Source organism: Streptomyces griseicoloratus, assembly GCF_014534645.1.
Classification (GTDB): Bacteria; Actinomycetota; Actinomycetes; order Streptomycetales; family Streptomycetaceae; genus Streptomyces; species Streptomyces griseicoloratus.
Genome location: NZ_JACVQF010000190.1, coordinates 1 through 19,300 on the forward strand (window position 1 = coordinate 1; position 19,300 = coordinate 19,300).

Genomic DNA, 19,300 nt, shown 5'->3' on the forward strand with positions numbered 1-19,300 from the left:
GCTCGGCACCGGGATCGGCCACAACGGGTGGCTGGCCGTCGCCTGGTGCCTCGGGCTCGCGGTACTCGGCTACTTCTGGTCGACCTCGAAGTTCAACCGCGACCCGAAGTAACCGCCGTGACAGCGCGGGCCGCTCCCGCAGACCGTCCGCCCCGGGGCGGCGTACTCCGACACCACGTCGGCGTGCGCCGCCCCTCGTCGTTCCCGGCGCTCAGTCCAGGTGGGTCGGCGCGAACATCCGCAGGACGGCGGGGAGGACGACCACCGACGGCCCCGGTGTCGCCAGGGCCTTGGCGAGGTCGGCCTCCAGCGTCTGCGGCGAGGTGCGCACACCCGGTACGCCGAAGGACTCGGCCAGGGCCACGTAGTCGGGCCGGGTCAGTTCCGTCGCCGTCGCCTGTCCGAAGGCGTCGGTCATGTACTCGCGCAGGATGCCGTAGCCGCCGTCGTCGACGATCAGCCAGGTGACGTCGAGGTCGTACTGGCGGGCCGTGGCCAGCTCGGCGATGGAGTACAGGGCGCCGCCGTCGCCGGAGACCGCCAGCACCGGGCGGGTGGGGTCGGCGGCCGCGGCTCCCAGTGCCGCCGGGAAGCCGTAGCCGAGGCCGCCGGCGCCCTGGGCGGAGTGCATGGTGTTGGGGCCCTTGGCGTCGAAGGCCGACCACGCCCAGTAGGCCAGGATCGTCATGTCCCAGAAGGACGGCGAGCCGGCCGGGAGGGCCTTGCGTACGGCGGCCAGGACGTCCTGTTCCAGGGTGAGTTCCTGGGAGGCGATGCGTTCCCGGACCTTGTCCAGCAGGTCCCGGACACGGTCCGGGGCGGTCGCGTCGGTCCGCTCCTCCACCGTCTCCAGCAGGGCCTGCAGGGCCGGGCGGGCGTCGGCGTGGATGCCGAGGGCCGGGTGGTTGGACTCCAGCTTGCCGAGGTCCGCCTCGATCTGGATCACGCGGCCGCGCGGCTTGAAGGTGTGGTAGTTCGAGGAGAGCTCGCCGAGGCCCGAGCCGACCACCAGCAGGACGTCCGCGTCCTCCAGGAAGTCCGTCGTGTGGCGGTCCTCCAGCCAGGACTGCAGCGACAGCGGATGCTCCCACGGGAACGCGCCCTTGCCGCCGAAGGTCGTCACGACCGGGGCCTGGAGCCGTTCCGCGAGCTGCCTCAGCTTGCCCGAGGCGTCCGCGCGGACCACTCCCCCGCCCGCGATGATCGCCGGGCGGGCGGCGCGGGAGAGCAGGTCGGCCGCGACCGCCGTGAGCTCGATGCGCGGCACCAGCTCCTCCGGGGTCGCGTCCACCCCCGTGACCACCGGCAGGCTCGTCTCCGCCAGGAGGACGTCCTGCGGGATCTCCACCCACACCGGGCCGTGCGGGGCCGTCAGCGCCGACTTCCAGGCGGCGGCGATCGCGGACGGGATCTGGGACTGGGTGCGGACGGTGTGGACGGACTTCACCACGCCCCGGAAGGACGCCGCCTGGTCCGGCAGCTCGTGCAGGTAGCCGTGGCGGCCGCCGCCCAGCCCGGCCGTCGGGATCTGGCTGCCGATCGCGAGGACGGGGGCCGAGGCCGCCGCCGCCTCCTGGAGGGCGGCCAGCGACGTCAGCGCGCCCGGTCCCGTGGACAGCAGCAGCGGCGCCGCCTCACCGGTGACGCGGCCGTAGGCATCCGCCGCGAAGCCGGCGTTGTTCTCGACCCGCAGGCCGATGTACCGCAGGTCCGAGCGGCGCAGCGCGTCGAACATGCCGAGGGCGTGCTGGCCGGGCAGGCCGAAGACGGTGGTCGCGCCGAGCCCGGCCAGGGTCTCCACGACCAGGTCTCCGCCGTTGCGGCCGGGGGGAGGGTTCAGCGCGGCCTCCGTCTGGGCGGCGGTCGGACGGAGCACCAGGTCGTGGTCGTGGGTCACTTCGAGCGGGCCTCTGCAATCTGGCGGGACATGATCGTCGTCAGTTCGTACGCGGTGTGGGACGCGGCCACCGACGTGATCTCCGCGTGGTCGTAGGCGGGGGCCACCTCGACGACGTCCGCGGACACCAGGTTGCAGGAGGCCAGGCCGCGCAGGATCTCCAGCAGCTCGCGGGACGTCATGCCGCCGGCCTCGGGGGTGCCGGTGCCGGGCGCGTGGGCCGGGTCCAGGCAGTCGATGTCGATGGAGATGTACAGCGGGCGGTCGCCGATGCGCTGGCGCAGCTGGTCGGCGACCTCGTCGGCGCCGCGGCGGTAGACGTCGGCGGAGGTGACGATGCCGAAGCCCATCTTCTCGTCGTCGGTGAGGTCCTGCTTGCCGTACAGGGGGCCGCGCGTACCCACGTGAGACAGCGCCGAGGTGTCGAGGATGCCCTCCTCCACGGCCCGCCGGAACGGCGTGCCGTGCGTGTACTCGGCGCCGAAGTAGGTGTCCCAGGTGTCCAGGTGGGCGTCGAAGTGGAGCAGGGCGACCGGGCCGTGCTTCTTCGCCACCGAGCGGAGCAGGGGCAGGGCGATGGTGTGGTCGCCGCCGAGGGTCATCAGGCGGGCGCCGGTGCCGAGCAGGTCGTCGGCGGCGGCCTCGATCGTCTCGACGGCCTCGTTGATGTTGAACGGGTTCACGGCGATGTCGCCGCCGTCCGCGACCTGGGCGAGGGCGAAGGGGGAGGCGTCCTGCGCCGGGTTGTAGGGGCGCAGCAGGCGGGACGCCTCACGGATGGCGTTGCCGCCGAAGCGGGCGCCGGGCCGGTACGAGACGCCGGAGTCGAACGGCACGCCCACCACGGCCACGTCGGCCGTGCCGACCTCGTCCAGGCGGGGCAGCCGGGCGAAGGTCGCGGGACCGGCGTACCGCGGGATGCGGGAGGAGTCGACGGGGCCGCGGGGCGTCTCGTTGCTGCTCATCAGGAACTGCCTTCTTTCCTACGCTTCATCGCGTATGCACTGCGTGGTGCTGCGTGTACTGCGTTGTACTGCTCTGTACTACCCGGTTCGACTCTAGTGGTGAGCCGGAACCGGTTCGGACATGGATTCGGGGGCCCGGCCGGCGAGCCGTTCGCGCCAGGCGGCGAGGGTCGCCTCGTCGGTGGGCCGGGTGGCGAGGGAGACGGCGACGTAGACCGCCAGGGAGGCGAGCAGGCCGTAGTAGACGGGCTCGTTGGCGAGGATGCCGTAGCCGGCCATCAGCCCGATCACCGCGAGGCCGCCGACCGCGACGGCGGCGAGGGCGCCCTGCGCGGTGCCGCGCTTCCACAGCAGCCCGCCGAGGATGGGGACGAGGAGGCCGCCGACGAGGAGGTTGTAGGCGACGGTGAGGGCCTCGACGACGTCGTTCAGCGCGATGGCGGCGCAGATCACCGCGACACCCATGACGAGGATGAAGGTGCGGTTGCCCTTGACCTCGTCGTGCGCCTCGCCGTGCGCGTCCCCGGTCCGGCGCACGACCCCGCGCAGCCGCGACCAGATGTCGTTGTTGGCGACGGTGGCGCAGGCGATGAGGGCACCGGAGGAGGTCGACATCACCGCGGCCAGGGCGGCGGCCAGCACCAGTCCGCGCACGCCGATGGGCAGTTCGTCCTTGACGATGGTGGCGAAGGCGTCGTCGGGGCTGCCGAGCTTGGGGTAGAGCACCTTGGCGGCGGTGCCGATGACCGCGCCGGCGACGGCGTAGGCGAGACAGTAGGTGCCGGCGATCGTGCCGCCCCACTTGGCGGTCCTGTCGCTGCGCGCGGTGAAGACGCGCTGCCAGATGTCCTGCCCGATGAGCATGCCGAAGGTGTAGATCAGCACATAGGTGAAGATCGTCTCGCCGCCGACGCCCAGCGGGTCGAAGTACGAGGTCGGCAGCTGGGCCTTCATCTCGCTGAACCCGCCGGCCTTGACGACGGCGATGGGCAGCAGCAGGAGCAGCACGCCGATGGTCTTGACCACGAACTGCACCATGTCGGTGAGCGTGATGGACCACATGCCGCCGAGCGTGGAGTAGGCGACGACGATCGAGCCGCCGAGGATGATCGCGAGGGTGCGGTTGACGTCGAAGAGGACGTCGAAGATCGTCGCGTAGGCGATGGTGGAGGTCACCGCGAGCATGAGGGTGTAGGCCCACATGACCACGCCGGAGATGACGCCGGCCTTGCCGCCGTAGCGCAGGTCGAGCATCTCGGAGACGGTGTAGACCTTCAGCCGGGCGATGCGGGCGGAGAAGAAGACGGACAGGGCGAGCAGGCCGAGACCGATCGTGACGACCATCCAGGCGCCGGACAGTCCGTACTGGTAGCCGAGGCCCACGCCGCCGATGGTGGAGGCGCCGCCGAGGACGATCGCCGCCATGGTGCCGGAGTACATCGCGGGGCCGAGGCGGCGCCCGGCCACCAGGAACTCGCTCTTGGACTTGGCGCGGCGCATGCCCCACCAGCCCATGGCGAGCATGCCGGCGAGATAGACGACGATCACGATGTAGTCGACGGCCATAGGGGGCCTCCTTCGCGCACTCTCGGTGGCGTGTCGTGCTGATGGGAGTTGTCCGGTGGCTGGTCGCGGGGACATCCGCCCGTACCCGCGGCTGCCGGTCTGGATTGACACTAGGTGGCCGAAAAGCGACTGCGAAGTGTACGTTTCATCCATCCGGTCCCATCGGATTGAAGGAAACGTCCACCATGCCGGAGCCGGTGGTTCCTCCGTCGCCGCCCACGCCTCCCGTGTCCCTGGCGGCCCTGCTGTCCCGCGACGACCTCGGCCTGCGCCAGATCACCGGGCCCCCCGCCGCGGAGGTGACGATCCACTGGGCGCAGACCTCGGAGATGTCCGACCCCTACCCCTATCTGCTGGGTGGCGAGCTGCTGCTGACGGCCGGCGTGCACATCACGGAGGCGGCGGGATCGGGGACCTACTTCGACGACTACGTGTCCCGGATCGTGGCGGCGGGCGGCGCGGCGCTCGGCTTCGGGGTGGCGCCGGTCCACGACACCGTGCCCCGGGCGCTGGTCGCGGCCTGCGAGGCGCACGGCCTGCCGCTGGTGGAGGTGCCGCCGCGGACCACGTTCTCCGGTGTGGCCCGCGCGGTGTGGCAGCTGATGGCGCAGGCCCGGCTGGCCGAGCTGCGCCGGGTCGCGGAGGCCCAGCAGAGTCTGGCCTCCGCCGCCTCCCGCCCGGACCCGGTGCCGTCGGTACTGCGCCGGCTGGCCGCCCTGCTCGGCGGCCGGGCCGTGCTGTACGGACCGGAGGGCGCCGAGATCGCGGCCGCGGGGCGGGAGCCGGACGCCGCGGTCGGCGCCGCCCTGCCGGAGCTGGCCCGGTTCGTCGCCAGCCGGGCGTCCACCACCGCCACCGACACCGTCGCCGGGACGCGAGTGTCCGCCTACGCCCTCGGCACCGGCCAGGGCTTCGTGCTCGGGGTCACGGCCCCGCACCGGGAGTCCGGGGACCACACCATCGCCTCCGTCGCCGCCGTGCTGCTCTCCCTCCTGACCGGCGAGCACCAGACGGGCACCGGCGCGGCCCGCTCCTCCGCGCTGGTACGGCTGCTGCTGGGCGCCGGGCCCGAGGAGGTCGCCCCGCTCCTGTCCGGTCACGGCGGCGAGGGGGGCGAGGGCGACGGGCGCTGGTACGTGGTGCACGCCCGGCCCGCGGCGCAGGCCCCCGACCCGGTGGCCGCCTCCGCGCTGGGCGCCGCCCTCGGCTCACCGCTGGTGGACCCGGCCGGGGAGGTCGTACGGGTGCTGGTCCCGGCCGGTCCGGAGCCGGCACCGCAGCCCGGCTGGACGCTGGGCGTCAGCGCCCCGGTGGCCCCGCGGGAGTGGCCGGCCGCCGACGCCCAGGCGACCCGCGCGCTGGCCCGCGCCCGCGCCACCCGCACGCCGCTGGTCCGGCACGGCGCCCGGTCCGGGCTGGCCGCCCTGGTCCCGGACGACGAGGCCGAGGCGCACGCCCGCGCGCTCCTCGCCCCGATCGCCGGCGTTCCGGCGCTCACCGAGACCCTGCGCACCTGGCTGTCCCTGCACGGCAGCTGGGACCGCACCGCGGTCGCCCTGTCGGTGCACCGCAACACCGTCCGGCAGCGCATCGCCCGGTGCGCGGCCCTGCTGGACGCCGACCTCGACGACGCGGACGTACGGATGGAGCTGTGGTTCGCGCTGCGCAGGCCGTGAGGGCGGGCGGGGTGACCCGCGTCCCAGCGTCCGGCACGCCGCAGACGCGCACCGGCGGCTGCCTCACAATGGGAGCCATGCCGATACCCGGGACACCCAGCCGCGCCGAACTCGTCGAACACCTCGTCAGAACCCGTATCGCGGGCGACGTGGCCACACCCCGCGAGAACAACCTCTCCCACTACCGCAAACTGGCGAACGGCGACCGGGGCTTCTGGCTCGGTCTGGAGCTGGGCGACCGCTGGAGCGACGAGCAGGACGTGCTCGCGGTGATGGCGGAGCGGGTCGGCGTCAACGACGACCCCGAGTACCGGTACGGCCAGGACACCATCGACCCCGAGCTGACCGTGGCCGCGCTGGAGCGGGTGGCCGGGCGGCTGCGCAAGGCGGCCGACGGCGGGCAGCGGGTGCTGTTCGCCACCGGCCACCCGGGCGGACTGCTCGACGTGCACCGCGCCACGGCCGCCGCGCTGCGCGCCGCCGGCTGCGAGATCGTCGTGATCCCGGAGGGGCTGACGACGGAGGAGGGGTACGTCCAGCAGTTCGCGGACGTGGCGGTGCTGGAGCACGGTGCCTCGCTGTGGCACACGCACTCCGGCGAGCCGATGAAGGCCATCCTCACCGGCCTGGAGCGCGCCGGCCGCCCGCTGCCCGACCTGGTCGTCGCCGACCACGGCTGGGCGGGGTACGCCGGTCAGCACGGCGTCGACTCCGTCGGCTACGCCGACTGCAACGACCCTGCGCTCTTCCTCGCCGAGTCCGAAGGCACGCTCCAGGTGGCGGTGCCGCTGGACGACCATGTGGTGAGCCCCCGGTACTACGACCCGATGACGGCGTATCTGCTCGCGGAGGCGGGCCTGGCATAAGGGCGTTGCACGCTTTCGGCGGCCGAAACGCCGCGATGTGCGGCTCCGTCGGGTACGGAGCCGCACATCGTGCCTATTTCACAGTGGGATCACCGGCCTCCGCCGCCGCCGTGGCCGCCACCGCCGTGGCCGTTGCCACCGTGGCCGTTACCGCCATGGCCGTTACCGCCATGGCCGTTGCCGTGGTCACCGCGGCCGTTGCCGTGGTCGCCGCGGCCGTTGTCGTGGTCACCACGGCCGTTGTCGTGGTCACCACGGTCGCCGCGGTCGTGGTCACCGCGGTCGTAGCGGTCCCAGTAGTAGTCGTTGTCCCACCAGCCGTGGTGGTGGTCGTCGTAGCGGCTGTGGTTGCCGTGGCGGTCGTGCGACCAGTCGTTCGCCGAGGCGGTTCCCGCAGTGCCTATCGCGATGCCACCGGCCATCATCAGCCCGGCGGCCGACACCGCGAAAAGACGCTTCGTGCGCTGTGCTCGCATGAGATTTCCCCTTCGTTCCATCGTCTCCCGCGTTTCCCGGAGAGGATGGCGAGAGCGGATGGCCGCTGCCGCACGGAAAATGTGCGGCACGGTCATGGGCGTCACCGCGTTTTCACACGGGCACGGGCTCGACCGCCGATGCACTCGGACCGCCCGGAAAGGTTCACGGGCGGGCTCTGCGGCCCTGGTCCGGAGGTAAGAAGACCGGATCGGCCGGGTATGCCGTGCCTGCGGCTTTTCACTCATTGAGCCTAGCCCCGTATGCGCTCCTCGGCACCTCGGGCGACCCAGGGGGCACAGACTCACCGGGGGACGCGGACGACACCCTCCTGGATCACCGAGATGGCGAGCCGGCCGTCCTGGGTATAGATGCGCGCCTGGCCGAGCCCGCGGCCGCCGGACGCCGACGGCGACTGCTGGTCGTACAGCAGCCATTCGTCGGCGCGGAACGGCCGGTGGAACCACATCGCGTGGTCCAGCGAGGCACCGACGACGTCGCCGACGGCCCAGCCGCCCCGGCCGTGCGCGAGCAGGACCGAGTCGAGGAGTGTCATGTCGGAGACGTAGGTGGCCAGGACGACGTGCAGGAGGGGGTCGTCGGCGAGTTTGCCGTTGGTGCGGAACCACACCTGGGAGTGCGGTTCGCGCGGCTCACCGAAGTCGCCGAACGGCGGATCGTCGACGTAGCGCAGGTCGACGGCGGCACGGGCCTCGATGAACCGCTCGACGGTCTCGGCGGGCAGGTGCGGATAGCCGCGCAGCCGCTCCTCGCCGGTCGGCAGCGTGGCCGGGTCCGGTGCGGCGGGCATCGGGGCCTGGTGGTCCAGGCCCTCCTCGTACGTCTGGAAGGACGCCGACAGGCCGAAGATCGGCTTGCCGTGCTGGACGGCGACCACCCGGCGGGTGGTGAAGGAGCGGCCGTCGCGGAGCCGGTCGACGTTGTAGACGATGGGGGCGCCCGGATCGCCGGGGCGCAGGAAGTAGGCGTGCAGGGAGTGGGCGTGGCGGTCCTCGGGGACCGTGCGCCCGGCGGCGACCAGCGCCTGGGCCGCCACCTGGCCGCCGAAGACCCGGGGGACGACGGCGGAACGGGACCGGCCGCGGAAGATGTCCTCCTCGATCCGCTCCAGGTCGAGCAGATCGAGGAGGGACTGGAGTGCCTCGCTCATGCCCCGCGGGTCACAGGCCCATGTTCTTCGCGATGATCATCTTCATGACCTCGCTGGTGCCGCCGTAGATGCGGTTGACGCGGTTGTCCGCGTAGAGGCGGGCGATCGGGTACTCGTTCATGTAGCCGTAGCCGCCGTGCAGTTGGAGGCAGCGGTCGATCACGCGGTGGGCGACCTCGGTGCAGAACAGCTTGGCGCTGGCGGCCTCGGCCGCGGTCAGCTCGCCGGCGTCGAGGGCTTCGAGCGCGCGGTCGGCGACCGCCTCGGCGGCGTCCACCTCGGCCTGGCAGGCGGCCAGCTCGAACTTGGTGTTCTGGAAGGCGGCGACCGGCTTGCCGAAGACGGTGCGCTCCTGCACGTACTGCTGGGCGAACCGGACGGCGGCCTTGGCCTGCGCGTAGGCGCCGAAGGCGATGCCCCAGCGCTCGGAGGGCAGGTTGGCGCCGAGGTAGTAGAAGCCCTTGTTCTCCTCGCCGAGCAGGTCCTCGGCGGGGACCTTGACGTCGACGAACGCCAGCTCGGCGGTGTCGGAGGTCTTCAGGCCCAGCTTGTCGAGCTTGCGGCCCACCGAGTAGCCCTCGGACTTGGTGTCCACGGCGAACAGGGATATGCCGTGGCGGCGGTCCTCGGCGGTGGGCGCGGAGGTGCGGGCGCAGACGATCACCTTGTCGGCGTGGACGCCGCCGGTGATGAAGGTCTTGGCGCCGTTGAGGACGTAGTGCGTGCCGTCCTCGGAGAGCTTGGCGGTGGTCTTCATGCCCGCGAGGTCGGAGCCGGTGCCAGGCTCGGTCATCGCGATGGCCCACATCTCCTCGCCGGAGACGAACTTCGGCAGGAAGCGCTTCTTCTGCTCGTCGGTGGCGAGCATCTTGATGTAGGGCAGGGCGAGCAGGACGTGCACGCCGGAGCCGCCGAAGCTGACGCCCGCGCGGGCCGTCTCCTCGTACTGGATCGCCTCGAACTTGTGGGACTCCAGGCCGGCGCCGCCGAACTCCTCGGGGACGTTGATGCCGAACAGGCCCAGTTCGGCGAGCTTGTAGTAGAACTCGCGCGGCGCCTGGCCGGCGGCGAACCACTCGTCGTACACGGGGACGACCTCGGCCTCGATGAAGGCGCGAAGGGTCTCCCGGAACGCCTCGTGATCCTCGTTGAACACCGTACGGCGCACGGCGCCACCTCCACGGGTACGTATCTAAGCGCTTGCTCAGGCTTCACCGTACCGGTGGGTAGGGAGGCCCGTCCAGGGCGGGGAACGGGTAACGCTCGTCACGCACCCACGAACCGGGCGGACGCCGCCCGCGGAACCACCGCCGACGGGCCCTCACCGACCCCGTCGGCGGAGAGGTGCCCTCCCGGGGCTCCGCCCCCGGACCCTCGCCCACCCACCACCCGACCCCGTCGGCCGAGAAGTGACCCTCCCGGGGCTCCGCCCCGGACCCCAAGCCCCTCGCCCACCCACCACCCGACCCCGTCGGTTAAAGAGGTGCCCTCCCGGGGCTCCGCCCCCGGACCCTCGCCCACCCACCACCCGGCCCTGCGGGTTGAAGAGGTGACCCTCCCGGGGCTTCGCCCCGGACCCCAGCGGGGGCTCCGCCCCCTGCACCCCCGACGGGCCTCGCCCGCGCGACACCCGTACGCACCGCCGCCCGACCCCGACGCCCCGTACGCACCGCCGCCCGACCCCGACGCCCAGCGGCACACGACCACCGCATCCACGCACAACCGCCGCCCGGCCAGCCTCCACAGGGCCGCGCCCCCGCGCAACAACCACGCGGTCGGCCCGCGGCCTCACGGACACCCGCCATCCGGCCGACGCAAACGCCGCCGACGACCGCCACGGATCCTGACGGCCACCCACCCCCACCGCCGCGAAGACGGCAGCCCCCGGCCAACGCAAAGCCGCCCCACCTGCGGCCCCAGGCCGACACCGCCGCGTAACGGCCGCCCGGTCGAGCCGCGGGCGCCGTGGGCGGCCGCGGCCGCTACCTGCGTGCGGCGAGCCGGGGGCGTCGTCGGTCCAGGGGTGGGTGGAGGGTGGGGGTGTTGGCGTCGGGGGGCGGGTCAGTGTTCCTCGATCGCCGCGAAGGCTCCGCGGGCCATCCGGTGGAGGAGTGCCGCCGTGGCCGAGCGGCCGGGGAGGGCGCCCGGGCGGGTCAGGTGGGGGGTGGAGTTCAGGAGGCCGAAGACCGAGTGGACGGCCGAGCGGGCGGCCGGCTCCGGGGCCGAGGGATAGACCTCGCGGACGACGCCGACCCACAGCTCCACGTACTGCCGCTGCAGCTGGCGCACCAGCTTGCGGTCGCTGTCCCGGAGGCGGTCCAGCTCCCGGTCGTGCAGGGTGATGAGCGGGCGGTCGTCGAGCGCGAAGTCGATGTGCCCCTCGATGAGCGAGTCGAGGACCGCCTCGGGGCCGGCCACGCCCTCCGCCTCCGCCAGCCGCCGCTTCGCACCGGTCAGCAGCGAGCCGCTGATCCCGACCAGCAGCTCGGCGAGCATCGCGTCCTTGCCGGGGAAGTGCCGGTAGAGACCGGGGCCGCTGATGCCGACCGCGGCCCCTATCTCGTCGACGCCGACGCCGTGGAAGCCGCGCTCGGCGAACAGGCGGGCGGCCTCCTTGAGGATCTGCTCGCGGCGGGTGGGGGCGTCGGTTCTGGTGGCCATGGACACAATTCTAGACAGGGAGGTTAGCGGTCGTTAACCTGAAGGAAATGCGTTAACGCTCATTAACAACGTGAGGGGACCGCAGGATGCACGAGGCACCGGAGCTGACGACCGCGGCCGACCCCGCGTCGGAGGCCTTTCGGGCCAACGAGGAGGCGCACCGCGCCCTCGTGGAGGAGCTGCGCGCCAAGCTCGCGACGGCCCGGCTCGGCGGCGGCGAGCGGGCCCGCGCCCGGCACACCGCGCGCGGCAAGCTGCTGCCGCGCGACCGCGTCGACACGCTGCTGGACCCGGGATCGCCGTTCCTGGAGCTGGCGCCGCTCGCGGCCGACGGGATGTACGACGGACAGGCCCCGGCCGCCGGGGTCATCGCCGGGATCGGGCGGGTCGGCGGCCGGGAGTGCGTGATCGTCGCCAACGACGCCACCGTCAAGGGCGGCACGTACTACCCGATGACCGTGAAGAAGCATCTGCGGGCGCAGGAGGTCGCCCTGGAGAACCGGCTCCCGTGCCTCTACCTCGTCGACTCCGGGGGCGCCTTCCTGCCCATGCAGGACGAGGTCTTCCCCGACCGCGAGCACTTCGGGCGGATCTTCTACAACCAGGCCCGCATGTCGGGCGCCGGCATCCCGCAGATCGCCGCCGTCCTCGGGTCCTGCACGGCCGGCGGGGCGTACGTCCCGGCGATGAGCGACGAGGCCGTGATCGTCCGCGGGCAGGGGACCATCTTCCTGGGCGGCCCGCCCCTGGTGAAGGCGGCCACCGGCGAGGTCGTCACGGCGGAGGAGCTGGGCGGCGGCGAGGTCCACTCCCGCGTCTCGGGCGTGACCGACCATCTCGCCGAGGACGACGCGCACGCCCTGCGCATCGTCCGGAACATCGTCTCCACCCTCCCCGCGCGCGGGGCGCTGCCCTGGGAGGTGCGGCCGGCCGTCGAGCCGAAGGCCGACCCCTCCGGGCTGTACGGGGCGGTCCCGGTCGACTCCCGCACCCCCTACGACGTCCGCGAGATCATCGCGCGCGTGGTGGACGGCTCCCGGTTCGCCGAGTTCAAGTCCGAGTTCGGGCAGACCCTCGTCACCGGTTTCGCCCGCATCCACGGCCACCCGGTCGGGATCGTCGCCAACAACGGCATCCTGTTCTCCGAGTCCGCCCAGAAGGGCGCCCACTTCATCGAGCTGTGCGACCAGCGCGGGATCCCGCTCGTCTTCCTGCAGAACATCTCCGGCTTCATGGTCGGCAAGGACTACGAGGCCGGCGGCATCGCCAAGCACGGCGCCAAGATGGTGACGGCGGTGGCGTGCACGCGCGTTCCGAAGCTGACGGTCGTCGTCGGCGGGTCGTACGGCGCCGGGAACTACTCCATGTGCGGGCGGGCGTACTCCCCCCGCTTCCTGTGGATGTGGCCCAACGCCAAGATCTCCGTGATGGGCGGCGAGCAGGCCGCGTCCGTGCTGGCCACGGTCAAGCGGGACCAGCTGGAGGCCCGCGGCGAGGACTGGCCGGCCGAGGACGAGGAGGCGTTCAAGGCGCCGATCCGTGCGCAGTACGAGCGCCAGGGGAACGCTTACTACGCGACCGCCCGCCTGTGGGACGACGGGGTCATCGACCCCCTCGACACCCGGCAGGTGCTGGGTCTGGCCCTGACCGCCTGCGCCAACGCGCCACTGGGCGAGCCCCGGTTCGGCGTCTTCCGGATGTGAGGAGGGGACCCATGGCAGATACAGGAGACGTGGGACACATGTTCGACACCGTGCTCGTCGCCAACCGCGGCGAGATCGCCGTCCGTGTCATCCGGACGCTGCGCTCCCTGGGCGTGCGCTCGGTGGCGGTCTTCTCCGACGCCGACGCGGACGCCCGGCACGTGAGGGAGGCCGACGAGGCGGTACGGATCGGTCCGGCGCCGGCGGTGCAGAGCTATCTGTCCGCCGAGCGGCTGCTGGAGGCCGCCGCCCGGACGGGCGCCCAGGCCGTCCACCCGGGATACGGCTTCCTCGCGGAGAACGCCGGCTTCGCGCGCGCCTGCGAGGCGGCGGGACTGGCCTTCATCGGGCCGCCCGCGGACGCCATCGCCCTCATGGGCGACAAGATCCGCGCCAAGGAGACCGTGCGGGCGGCCGGGGTGCCGGTGGTGCCCGGCTCCAGCGGCAGCGGGCTGACGGACGCCGAGCTCGCCGAGGCCGCCCGGGAGATCGGCATGCCGGTGCTGCTGAAGCCGTCCGCCGGCGGTGGCGGCAAGGGCATGCGGCTGGTCCGCGACGCCGCCCTGCTCGCCGACGAGATCGCCGCGGCGCGCCGCGAGGCCCGGGCCTCCTTCGGGGACGACACCCTCCTGGTGGAGCGGTGGATCGACCGGCCCCGGCACATCGAGATCCAGGTCCTGGCCGACGGCCACGGGAACGTCGTGCACCTGGGCGAGCGCGAGTGCTCCCTCCAGCGCCGGCACCAGAAGATCATCGAGGAGGCGCCGAGCGTGCTCCTCGACGAGGCCACCCGTGCCGCGATGGGCGAGGCGGCCGTGCAGGCGGCCCGTTCCTGCGGTTACCGGGGCGCGGGCACGGTGGAGTTCATCGTCCCCGGCGGCGACCCGTCCTCGTACTACTTCATGGAGATGAACACCCGCCTCCAGGTCGAGCACCCGGTCACCGAGCTGGTCACCGGAGTGGACCTGGTGGAGTGGCAGCTGCGGGTGGCGGCGGGCGAGCGGCTCGACTTCGCGCAGGAGGACGTCCGGCTGACCGGTCACGCGGTCGAGGCCCGTCTGTGCGCCGAGGACCCGGCCCGCGGTTTCCTGCCGTCGGGCGGCACGGTGCTGCGGCTCCACGAGCCGCAGGGGGACGGCATCCGCACCGACTCCGGGCTCAGCGAGGGCACCGAGGTCGGCAGTCTCTACGACCCGATGCTGTCCAAGGTGATCGCCCACGGCCCCGACCGCGCCACCGCCCTGCGCCGGCTCCGGGCGGCCCTGGCCGGGACGGTGACGCTGGGCGTGCAGACCAACGCCGGGTTCCTGCGCCGGCTCCTCGCCCACCCGGCGGTGGTGGCCGGCGACCTCGACACCGGCCTGGTGGAGCGGGAGGTGGAGGGCCTCGTCGCCACGGACGTACCGGAGGAGGTCTACGAGGCGGCGGCGGCCGTACGGCTGGACGCGCTGCGCCCGCGTGGGGACGGCTGGACGGATCCGTTCTCGGTGCCGAGCGGCTGGCGCCTGGGCGGCGAGCCCCGGCCCGTCACCTTCGCCCTGCGCGCCTTCGGCGATCCGGTGGAACACACCCCGCGCGGCACCCACAGCGTCACCGGCGACCGGGTCGCCGTCACGCTCGACGGCGTACGGCACACCTTCCACCGCGCCGGCGACTGGCTCGGCCGCGACGGCGACGCCTGGCACGTGCGCGACCACGACCCGGTCGCCGCCTCCCTCACCCGCGCCGCGCACGCGGGCGCCGACTCGCTGACCGCGCCCATGCCCGGCACGGTGACGGTGGTGAAGGTCGCCGTCGGCGACGAGGTGGCCGCCGGGCAGAGCCTGCTGGTCGTCGAGGCGATGAAGATGGAGCACGTCATCTCCGCCCCGCACGCCGGCACGGTCGCCGAGCTGGACGTCGCGCCGGGCACGACGGTCGCCATGGACCAGGTGCTGGCGGTCATCACTCCGACGGAGGAAGGCCCGGCGAAGGAAGGACCGGCGCAGGAGGCCCCGGTGGAGGAGGAGAAATGACGCTTCCCATGGCCGTCCCGGCCCCGGGCCTGCCCGCCCGCGTCCGCATCCACGAGGTCGGCGCGCGCGACGGGCTGCAGAACGAGAAGGGGACCGTCCCCACCGAGGTGAAGGCGGAGTTCGTCCGCCGCCTGGCCGGGGCGGGGCTGACGACCGTCGAGGCGACCAGCTTCGTCCACCCCCGGTGGGTGCCCCAGCTCGCCGACGCGGAGCAGCTGTTCCCGATGGTCTCCGGCCTGCCGGTGGCGCTGCCGGTCCTCGTGCCGAACGAACGCGGGCTCGACCGTGCCCTGGCGCTCGGCGCGCGCCGGGTCGCCGTCTTCGCCAGCGCCACCGAGTCGTTCGCGAAGGCCAACCTCAACCGCACGGTGGACGAGGCACTGGCCATGTTCGAGCCGGTGGTGGCCCGTGCGAAGGCGGAGGGCGTCCACGTCCGCGGCTATCTCTCGATGTGCTTCGGCGACCCCTGGGAGGGCGCGGTGCCCGTCCCCCAGGTCGTCCGGGTCTGCCGGGCCCTGCTCGACCTGGGCTGCGACGAGCTGAGCCTGGGCGACACGATCGGCGTGGCGACCCCCGGCCACGTGCGCGCGCTCCTGGACGCCCTGAACGCCGAGGGCGTCCCCACGGCCTCGCTGGGCGTGCACTTCCACGACACCTACGGTCAGGCGCTGGCCAACACCCTGGCCGCCCTCCAGCACGGCGTGACCACCGTCGACGCCTCGGCCGGCGGACTGGGCGGCTGCCCGTTCGCGAAGTCCGCCACCGGCAACCTGGCCACGGAGGACCTCGTGTGGATGCTGCACGGCCTCGGCATCGACACGGGCGTCGACCTCGACCGCCTCGTCGCCACCAGCGTATGGATGGCCGGCCACCTGGGCCGGCCCAGCCCGTCCCGCACCGTACGGGCCCTCTCCCACGACGTCTCCCACAAGGAGCAGTGACAGCGATGGACCACAAGCTCTCCCCCGAACTGGAGGACCTCCGCCGCACGGTGGAGGAGTTCGCCCACGACGTCGTGGCGCCCAAGATCGGCGACTTCTACGAGCGTCACGAGTTCCCGTACGAGATCGTCCGGGAGATGGGCCGCATGGGCCTGTTCGGCCTGCCGTTCCCGGAGGAGTACGGCGGGATGGGCGGCGACTACCTGGCCCTCGGCATCGCCCTGGAGGAACTGGCCCGCGTCGACTCGTCGGTGGCCATCACCCTGGAGGCGGGCGTCTCGCTGGGCGCGATGCCGATCCACCTCTTCGGCACCGAGGAGCAGAAGCGGACCTGGCTGCCGCGTCTGTGCTCCGGCGAGATCCTCGGCGCCTTCGGCCTGACCGAGCCGGACGGCGGCTCGGACGCGGGCGCGACGCGGACGACGGCCCGGCTGGACGAGGCGACGAACGAGTGGGTGATCAACGGCACCAAGTGCTTCATCACCAACTCGGGCACGGACATCACGGGCCTGGTGACGGTCACGGCGGTCACGGGCCGCAAACCGGACGGGGGTCCACGGATCTCGGCGATCATCGTGCCGTCCGGCACCCCGGGCTTCACGGTGGCAGCCCCGTACTCGAAGGTCGGCTGGAACGCCTCGGACACGCGTGAGCTGTCGTTCTCCGACGTCCGGGTCCCGGCGGCGAACCTGCTGGGCGAGGAGGGCCGGGGCTACGCCCAGTTCCTGCGCATCCTCGACGAGGGCCGGATCGCCATCGCCGCGCTGGCCACCGGACTGGCGCAGGGCTGTGTGGACGAGTCGGTCGCGTACGCGAAGGAACGTCACGCCTTCGGCCGGCCGATCGGCGCGAACCAGGCGATCCAGTTCAAGATCGCCGACATGGAGATGAAGGCCCACACGGCGCGCCTCGCCTGGCGCGACGCGGCCTCCCGCCTGGTGTCGGGCGAGCCGTTCAAGAAGGAGGCGGCGCTGGCGAAGCTGTACTCGTCGACCGTCGCGGTGGACAACGCCCGTGACGCCACCCAGATCCACGGCGGCTACGGCTTCATGAACGAGTATCCGGTCGCCCGTATGTGGCGGGACGCGAAGATCCTGGAGATCGGCGAGGGCACGAGCGAGGTCCAGCGGATGCTGATCGCACGGGAGTTGGGCCTGGTGAGCTGAGGCTTCGGGCCGTCAGGGCGGGGTGGAGCGGCACCACCCTCTGGACAAGATCTGAGGTTAGGCTAACCTACCCTCGAATTGTCCGGCGGGCGCTCCGCCCCGTTCGAAAGCAGCCACACCATGTCCAACGCACGAGCTACCCACCTGACCCGCCGTGGAATCCTCGCCGCGGGCGGCGCCATCGGCCTCGGGGCCGCGCTCGCGGCCTGTGGGGACGACGACGCGAAAAACGGTGGCTCGGGCGAGGGCGAGGCCGCCGCCAAGTCCGGCCCCTGGTCGTTCAAGGACGACCGCGGCACGACCGTGAAGCTGGACAAGGTCCCGGCGAACATCGTCGCCTTCACCGGTGTCGCCGCCGCCCTGTGGGACTACGGCGTCCAGGTCAAGGGCGTGTTCGGCCCGACCACCACCAAGGACGGCAAGCCCGACGTCCAGGCCGGCGACATCGACGTCAGCAAGGTCACCGTCCTCGGCAACGAGTGGGGCAAGCTCAACGTCGAGAAGTACGCCGCCCTCGCCCCCGAACTGCTCGTCTCCACGACCTTCGACACCGCCGGCACCCTGTGGTCCGTCCCGGAGGAGTCCAAGGACAAGATCGCCAAGCTGGCCCCGAGCGTCGCGATCTCCGTCTTCGACCGCCAGCTGACCCAGCCGCTGCAGCGCATGTGGGAGCTGGCCGAGTCGCTCGGCGCGGACATGAAGGCCAAGAAGGTCACCGACGCCAAGGCGGAGTTCGAGAAGGCCGCGGCCCGGCTGCGCGCCGCCGCCAAGGCCAAGCCCGAGATCAAGGTGCTGGCCGGGTCGGCGAGCGCCGAGCTCTTCTACGTCTCCGGCACCAACCTCTCGGTGGACCTGGAGTACTTCAAGGCCCTCGGCGTGAACTTCGTCGAGCCCTCGGAGGAGGCCAAGAAGGCGACCGGCGGCTGGTTCGAGAGCCTGAGCTGGGAGAACGTCGACAAGTACCCGGCCGACATCATCATCATGGACGACCGCGCCTCGACCATCCAGCCCGCCGACATCACCGAGGGCACCTGGAAGCAGCTGCCCGCGGTCAAGGCCGGCCAGGTCATCGCCCGCTCGCCCGAGCCGATCCTGTCCTACGACAAGTGCACGCCGCTGCTCACCAACCTCGCCGAGGCGATCGAGAACGCCAAGAAGGTCAGCTGACCCCCACCGTCCCGACTCGCAGGAGCACCCCGTGACGACTGCCGTGGCCGCCCCGTTCCGTTTCTTCTCCCTCCAGGTCGTACGGACGAGGCGGCTCGGCCCGTCTCTGGCCCGGGTCACCTTCGCCGGGCCCGACCTGAGCGACTTCCGTTCCGACGGACTCGACCAGTCCCTGTCGCTGTTCCTGCCGCACCCCGGCCAGTCGGAGCCGGCGGTGCCGGTCGACCGGGGCGAGGAGTGGTGGCGCGCATGGCGGGAACTCCCGGACGACGTGCGGGCGGTGATGCGCTCGTACACGCTGCGGGAGCTGCGGCGGGACGCGCATGGGGACACGTCCGAGATCGACATCGACTTCGTCCTGCACGGCGTCGGGCCGGGCGCCGCGGTCCAGGCGGGCCCCGCCTCCCGCTGGGCCGCCGAGGCCGGCGCCGGTGACCGGGTCCTGGTGCTGGGCCCGGCCGTGGCGGACAACCGGGCGATCCGCTTCCGGCCGCCCGAGGACACGGACCTGGTGGTGATCTGGGGCGACGAGACCGCCGTACCGGCCGCCTGCGCCATCGTCGAGTCGCTGCCGGCCGGCACCCGCGCCCGGGTCTGGCTGGAGGTGCCGCACTCCGGGGACGTCCAGGAGCTGGTGACGGCGGCGGACGCCGAGGTCACCTGGCTGGTCCGGGAGGACGACGGGACGTCCGCCGATCCCGCCCTCACCGCACTGCAGGGCGCCCGGCTGCCGTCCGCCGAGCACCCGTACGTCTGGATCGCGGGCGAGGCCGGACGCGTCAGGCAGCTGCGCCGGCACTTCGTGGGCGAGCGGGAGATCGACCGCCGCCGTGTCACCTTCGTCGGTTACTGGCGGCAGGGCCTGACGGAGGAACAGCTGCGCGAGCAGGGTTGACGCTTCAACAACTCACCCTCTGCGGTGCGTAGTTGACGCGTTAGTGACGGTAGTCACGCACGGGCCTGCGTTTCAGCGGAGTTAATTAGGTTAGGCTTACCTAAGTCGGAGCTCGGGCTCCGTCCTCTCCCGTCCCT

General features: G+C 72.5%; 15 protein-coding genes and 1 pseudogene. 9 read left to right on the forward strand and 7 right to left on the reverse strand.

Annotated elements, in window-relative coordinates:
* Positions 1-112, forward strand: a pseudogene (locus tag H0H10_RS16065) (ABC transporter permease); the annotation flags it as partial.
* Positions 113-211: 99 nt separating this feature from the next.
* Here H0H10_RS16065 and H0H10_RS16070 read toward each other — a convergent pair.
* From H0H10_RS16070 to H0H10_RS16080, 3 genes are all read right to left on the reverse strand, one after another.
* Positions 212-1,897, reverse strand: a complete 1,686-nt coding sequence (locus tag H0H10_RS16070) for a thiamine pyrophosphate-binding protein (protein WP_188181646.1) — start codon at positions 1,895-1,897, stop codon at positions 212-214.
* A complete protein-coding gene (gene speB / locus H0H10_RS16075; protein WP_188181647.1) occupies positions 1,894-2,862 on the reverse strand; it encodes an agmatinase in 969 nt (322 codons plus the stop codon). The genes H0H10_RS16070 and speB overlap by 4 nt, the downstream gene beginning before the upstream one ends.
* 93 nt (positions 2,863-2,955) lie before the next feature.
* A complete protein-coding gene (locus H0H10_RS16080; RefSeq protein WP_188181648.1) occupies positions 2,956-4,428 on the reverse strand; it encodes a sodium:solute symporter family protein in 1,473 nt (490 codons plus the stop codon).
* Positions 4,429-4,613: 185 nt separating this feature from the next.
* Here H0H10_RS16080 and H0H10_RS16085 point away from each other — a divergent pair, with 185 nt between their 5' ends.
* Positions 4,614-6,104, forward strand: a complete 1,491-nt coding sequence (locus H0H10_RS16085; protein WP_188181649.1) for a PucR family transcriptional regulator — start codon at positions 4,614-4,616, stop codon at positions 6,102-6,104.
* 77 nt (positions 6,105-6,181) lie between these two features.
* On the forward strand, positions 6,182-6,970 hold the full coding sequence (locus H0H10_RS16090) for a phosphatase (RefSeq protein ID WP_188181650.1): 789 nt from the start codon (positions 6,182-6,184) through the stop codon (positions 6,968-6,970).
* A gap of 89 nt (positions 6,971-7,059) precedes the next feature.
* On the opposite strand, the gene H0H10_RS16095 is transcribed toward H0H10_RS16090, so the two are convergent.
* From H0H10_RS16095 to H0H10_RS16110, 4 genes are all read right to left on the reverse strand, one after another.
* On the reverse strand, positions 7,060-7,446 hold the full coding sequence (locus H0H10_RS16095) for a hypothetical protein (RefSeq protein WP_188181840.1): 387 nt from the start codon (positions 7,444-7,446) through the stop codon (positions 7,060-7,062).
* Positions 7,447-7,748: 302 nt separating this feature from the next.
* Entirely contained in the window at positions 7,749-8,615 is an 867-nt protein-coding gene (locus H0H10_RS16100; protein ID WP_188181651.1) for an acyl-CoA thioesterase, read from the reverse strand.
* A 10-nt stretch (positions 8,616-8,625) separates the two neighbouring features.
* Positions 8,626-9,783, reverse strand: coding sequence for an acyl-CoA dehydrogenase family protein (locus tag H0H10_RS16105; protein ID WP_188181652.1), 1,158 nt, complete (start codon positions 9,781-9,783; stop codon positions 8,626-8,628).
* Between the two features lie 893 nt (positions 9,784-10,676).
* Positions 10,677-11,276, reverse strand: a complete 600-nt coding sequence (locus tag H0H10_RS16110; RefSeq protein WP_188181653.1) for an SACE_7040 family transcriptional regulator — start codon at positions 11,274-11,276, stop codon at positions 10,677-10,679.
* Between the two features lie 86 nt (positions 11,277-11,362).
* Here H0H10_RS16110 and H0H10_RS16115 point away from each other — a divergent pair, with 86 nt between their 5' ends.
* The 6 genes from H0H10_RS16115 to H0H10_RS16140 all read left to right on the forward strand — a co-directional run bounded on the left by H0H10_RS16115 (position 11,363) and on the right by H0H10_RS16140 (position 19,163).
* Positions 11,363-12,979: a carboxyl transferase domain-containing protein gene (locus tag H0H10_RS16115; RefSeq protein ID WP_188181654.1), complete on the forward strand. Its 1,617-nt coding sequence runs from the start codon at positions 11,363-11,365 to the stop codon at positions 12,977-12,979.
* Between the two features lie 38 nt (positions 12,980-13,017).
* The gene (locus H0H10_RS16120; protein ID WP_188181827.1) at positions 13,018-14,994 is read left to right on the forward strand and encodes an acetyl/propionyl/methylcrotonyl-CoA carboxylase subunit alpha; all 1,977 of its coding nucleotides are present in this window, start codon (positions 13,018-13,020) and stop codon (positions 14,992-14,994) included.
* Positions 14,991-15,935: a hydroxymethylglutaryl-CoA lyase gene (locus H0H10_RS16125; protein WP_188181655.1), complete on the forward strand. Its 945-nt coding sequence runs from the start codon at positions 14,991-14,993 to the stop codon at positions 15,933-15,935. Before H0H10_RS16120 ends, H0H10_RS16125 begins: the two co-directional genes overlap by 4 nt.
* Before the next feature lie 5 nt (positions 15,936-15,940).
* Entirely contained in the window at positions 15,941-17,101 is a 1,161-nt protein-coding gene (locus H0H10_RS16130; RefSeq protein WP_188181656.1) for an acyl-CoA dehydrogenase family protein, read from the forward strand.
* A gap of 120 nt (positions 17,102-17,221) precedes the next feature.
* Complete coding sequence (locus H0H10_RS16135; protein ID WP_188181657.1) at positions 17,222-18,268, forward strand: ABC transporter substrate-binding protein; 1,047 nt, start codon at positions 17,222-17,224, stop codon at positions 18,266-18,268.
* A 31-nt stretch (positions 18,269-18,299) separates the two neighbouring features.
* Complete coding sequence (locus H0H10_RS16140) at positions 18,300-19,163, forward strand: siderophore-interacting protein (RefSeq protein WP_188181658.1); 864 nt, start codon at positions 18,300-18,302, stop codon at positions 19,161-19,163.
* Positions 19,164-19,300 lie beyond the last annotated feature (137 nt).

Excerpts from the sequence above, each read along its gene's own strand:
- speB (WP_188181647.1), bottom strand. The coding sequence starts at position 2,862 with ATGAGCAGCAACGAGACGCCCCGCGGCCCCGTCGACTCCTCCCGCATC.
- H0H10_RS16080 (WP_188181648.1), bottom strand. The coding sequence starts at position 4,428 with ATGGCCGTCGACTACATCGTGATCGTCGTCTATCTCGCCGGCATGCTC.
- H0H10_RS16085 (WP_188181649.1), top strand. The coding sequence starts at position 4,614 with ATGCCGGAGCCGGTGGTTCCTCCGTCGCCGCCCACGCCTCCCGTGTCC.
- H0H10_RS16090 (WP_188181650.1), top strand. The coding sequence starts at position 6,182 with ATGCCGATACCCGGGACACCCAGCCGCGCCGAACTCGTCGAACACCTC.
- H0H10_RS16095 (WP_188181840.1), bottom strand. The coding sequence starts at position 7,446 with ATGCGAGCACAGCGCACGAAGCGTCTTTTCGCGGTGTCGGCCGCCGGG.
- H0H10_RS16100 (WP_188181651.1), bottom strand. The coding sequence starts at position 8,615 with ATGAGCGAGGCACTCCAGTCCCTCCTCGATCTGCTCGACCTGGAGCGG.
- H0H10_RS16110 (WP_188181653.1), bottom strand. The coding sequence starts at position 11,276 with ATGGCCACCAGAACCGACGCCCCCACCCGCCGCGAGCAGATCCTCAAG.
- H0H10_RS16115 (WP_188181654.1), top strand. The coding sequence starts at position 11,363 with ATGCACGAGGCACCGGAGCTGACGACCGCGGCCGACCCCGCGTCGGAG.
- H0H10_RS16120 (WP_188181827.1), top strand. The coding sequence starts at position 13,018 with ATGTTCGACACCGTGCTCGTCGCCAACCGCGGCGAGATCGCCGTCCGT.
- H0H10_RS16125 (WP_188181655.1), top strand. The coding sequence starts at position 14,991 with ATGACGCTTCCCATGGCCGTCCCGGCCCCGGGCCTGCCCGCCCGCGTC.
- H0H10_RS16130 (WP_188181656.1), top strand. The coding sequence starts at position 15,941 with ATGGACCACAAGCTCTCCCCCGAACTGGAGGACCTCCGCCGCACGGTG.
- H0H10_RS16135 (WP_188181657.1), top strand. The coding sequence starts at position 17,222 with ATGTCCAACGCACGAGCTACCCACCTGACCCGCCGTGGAATCCTCGCC.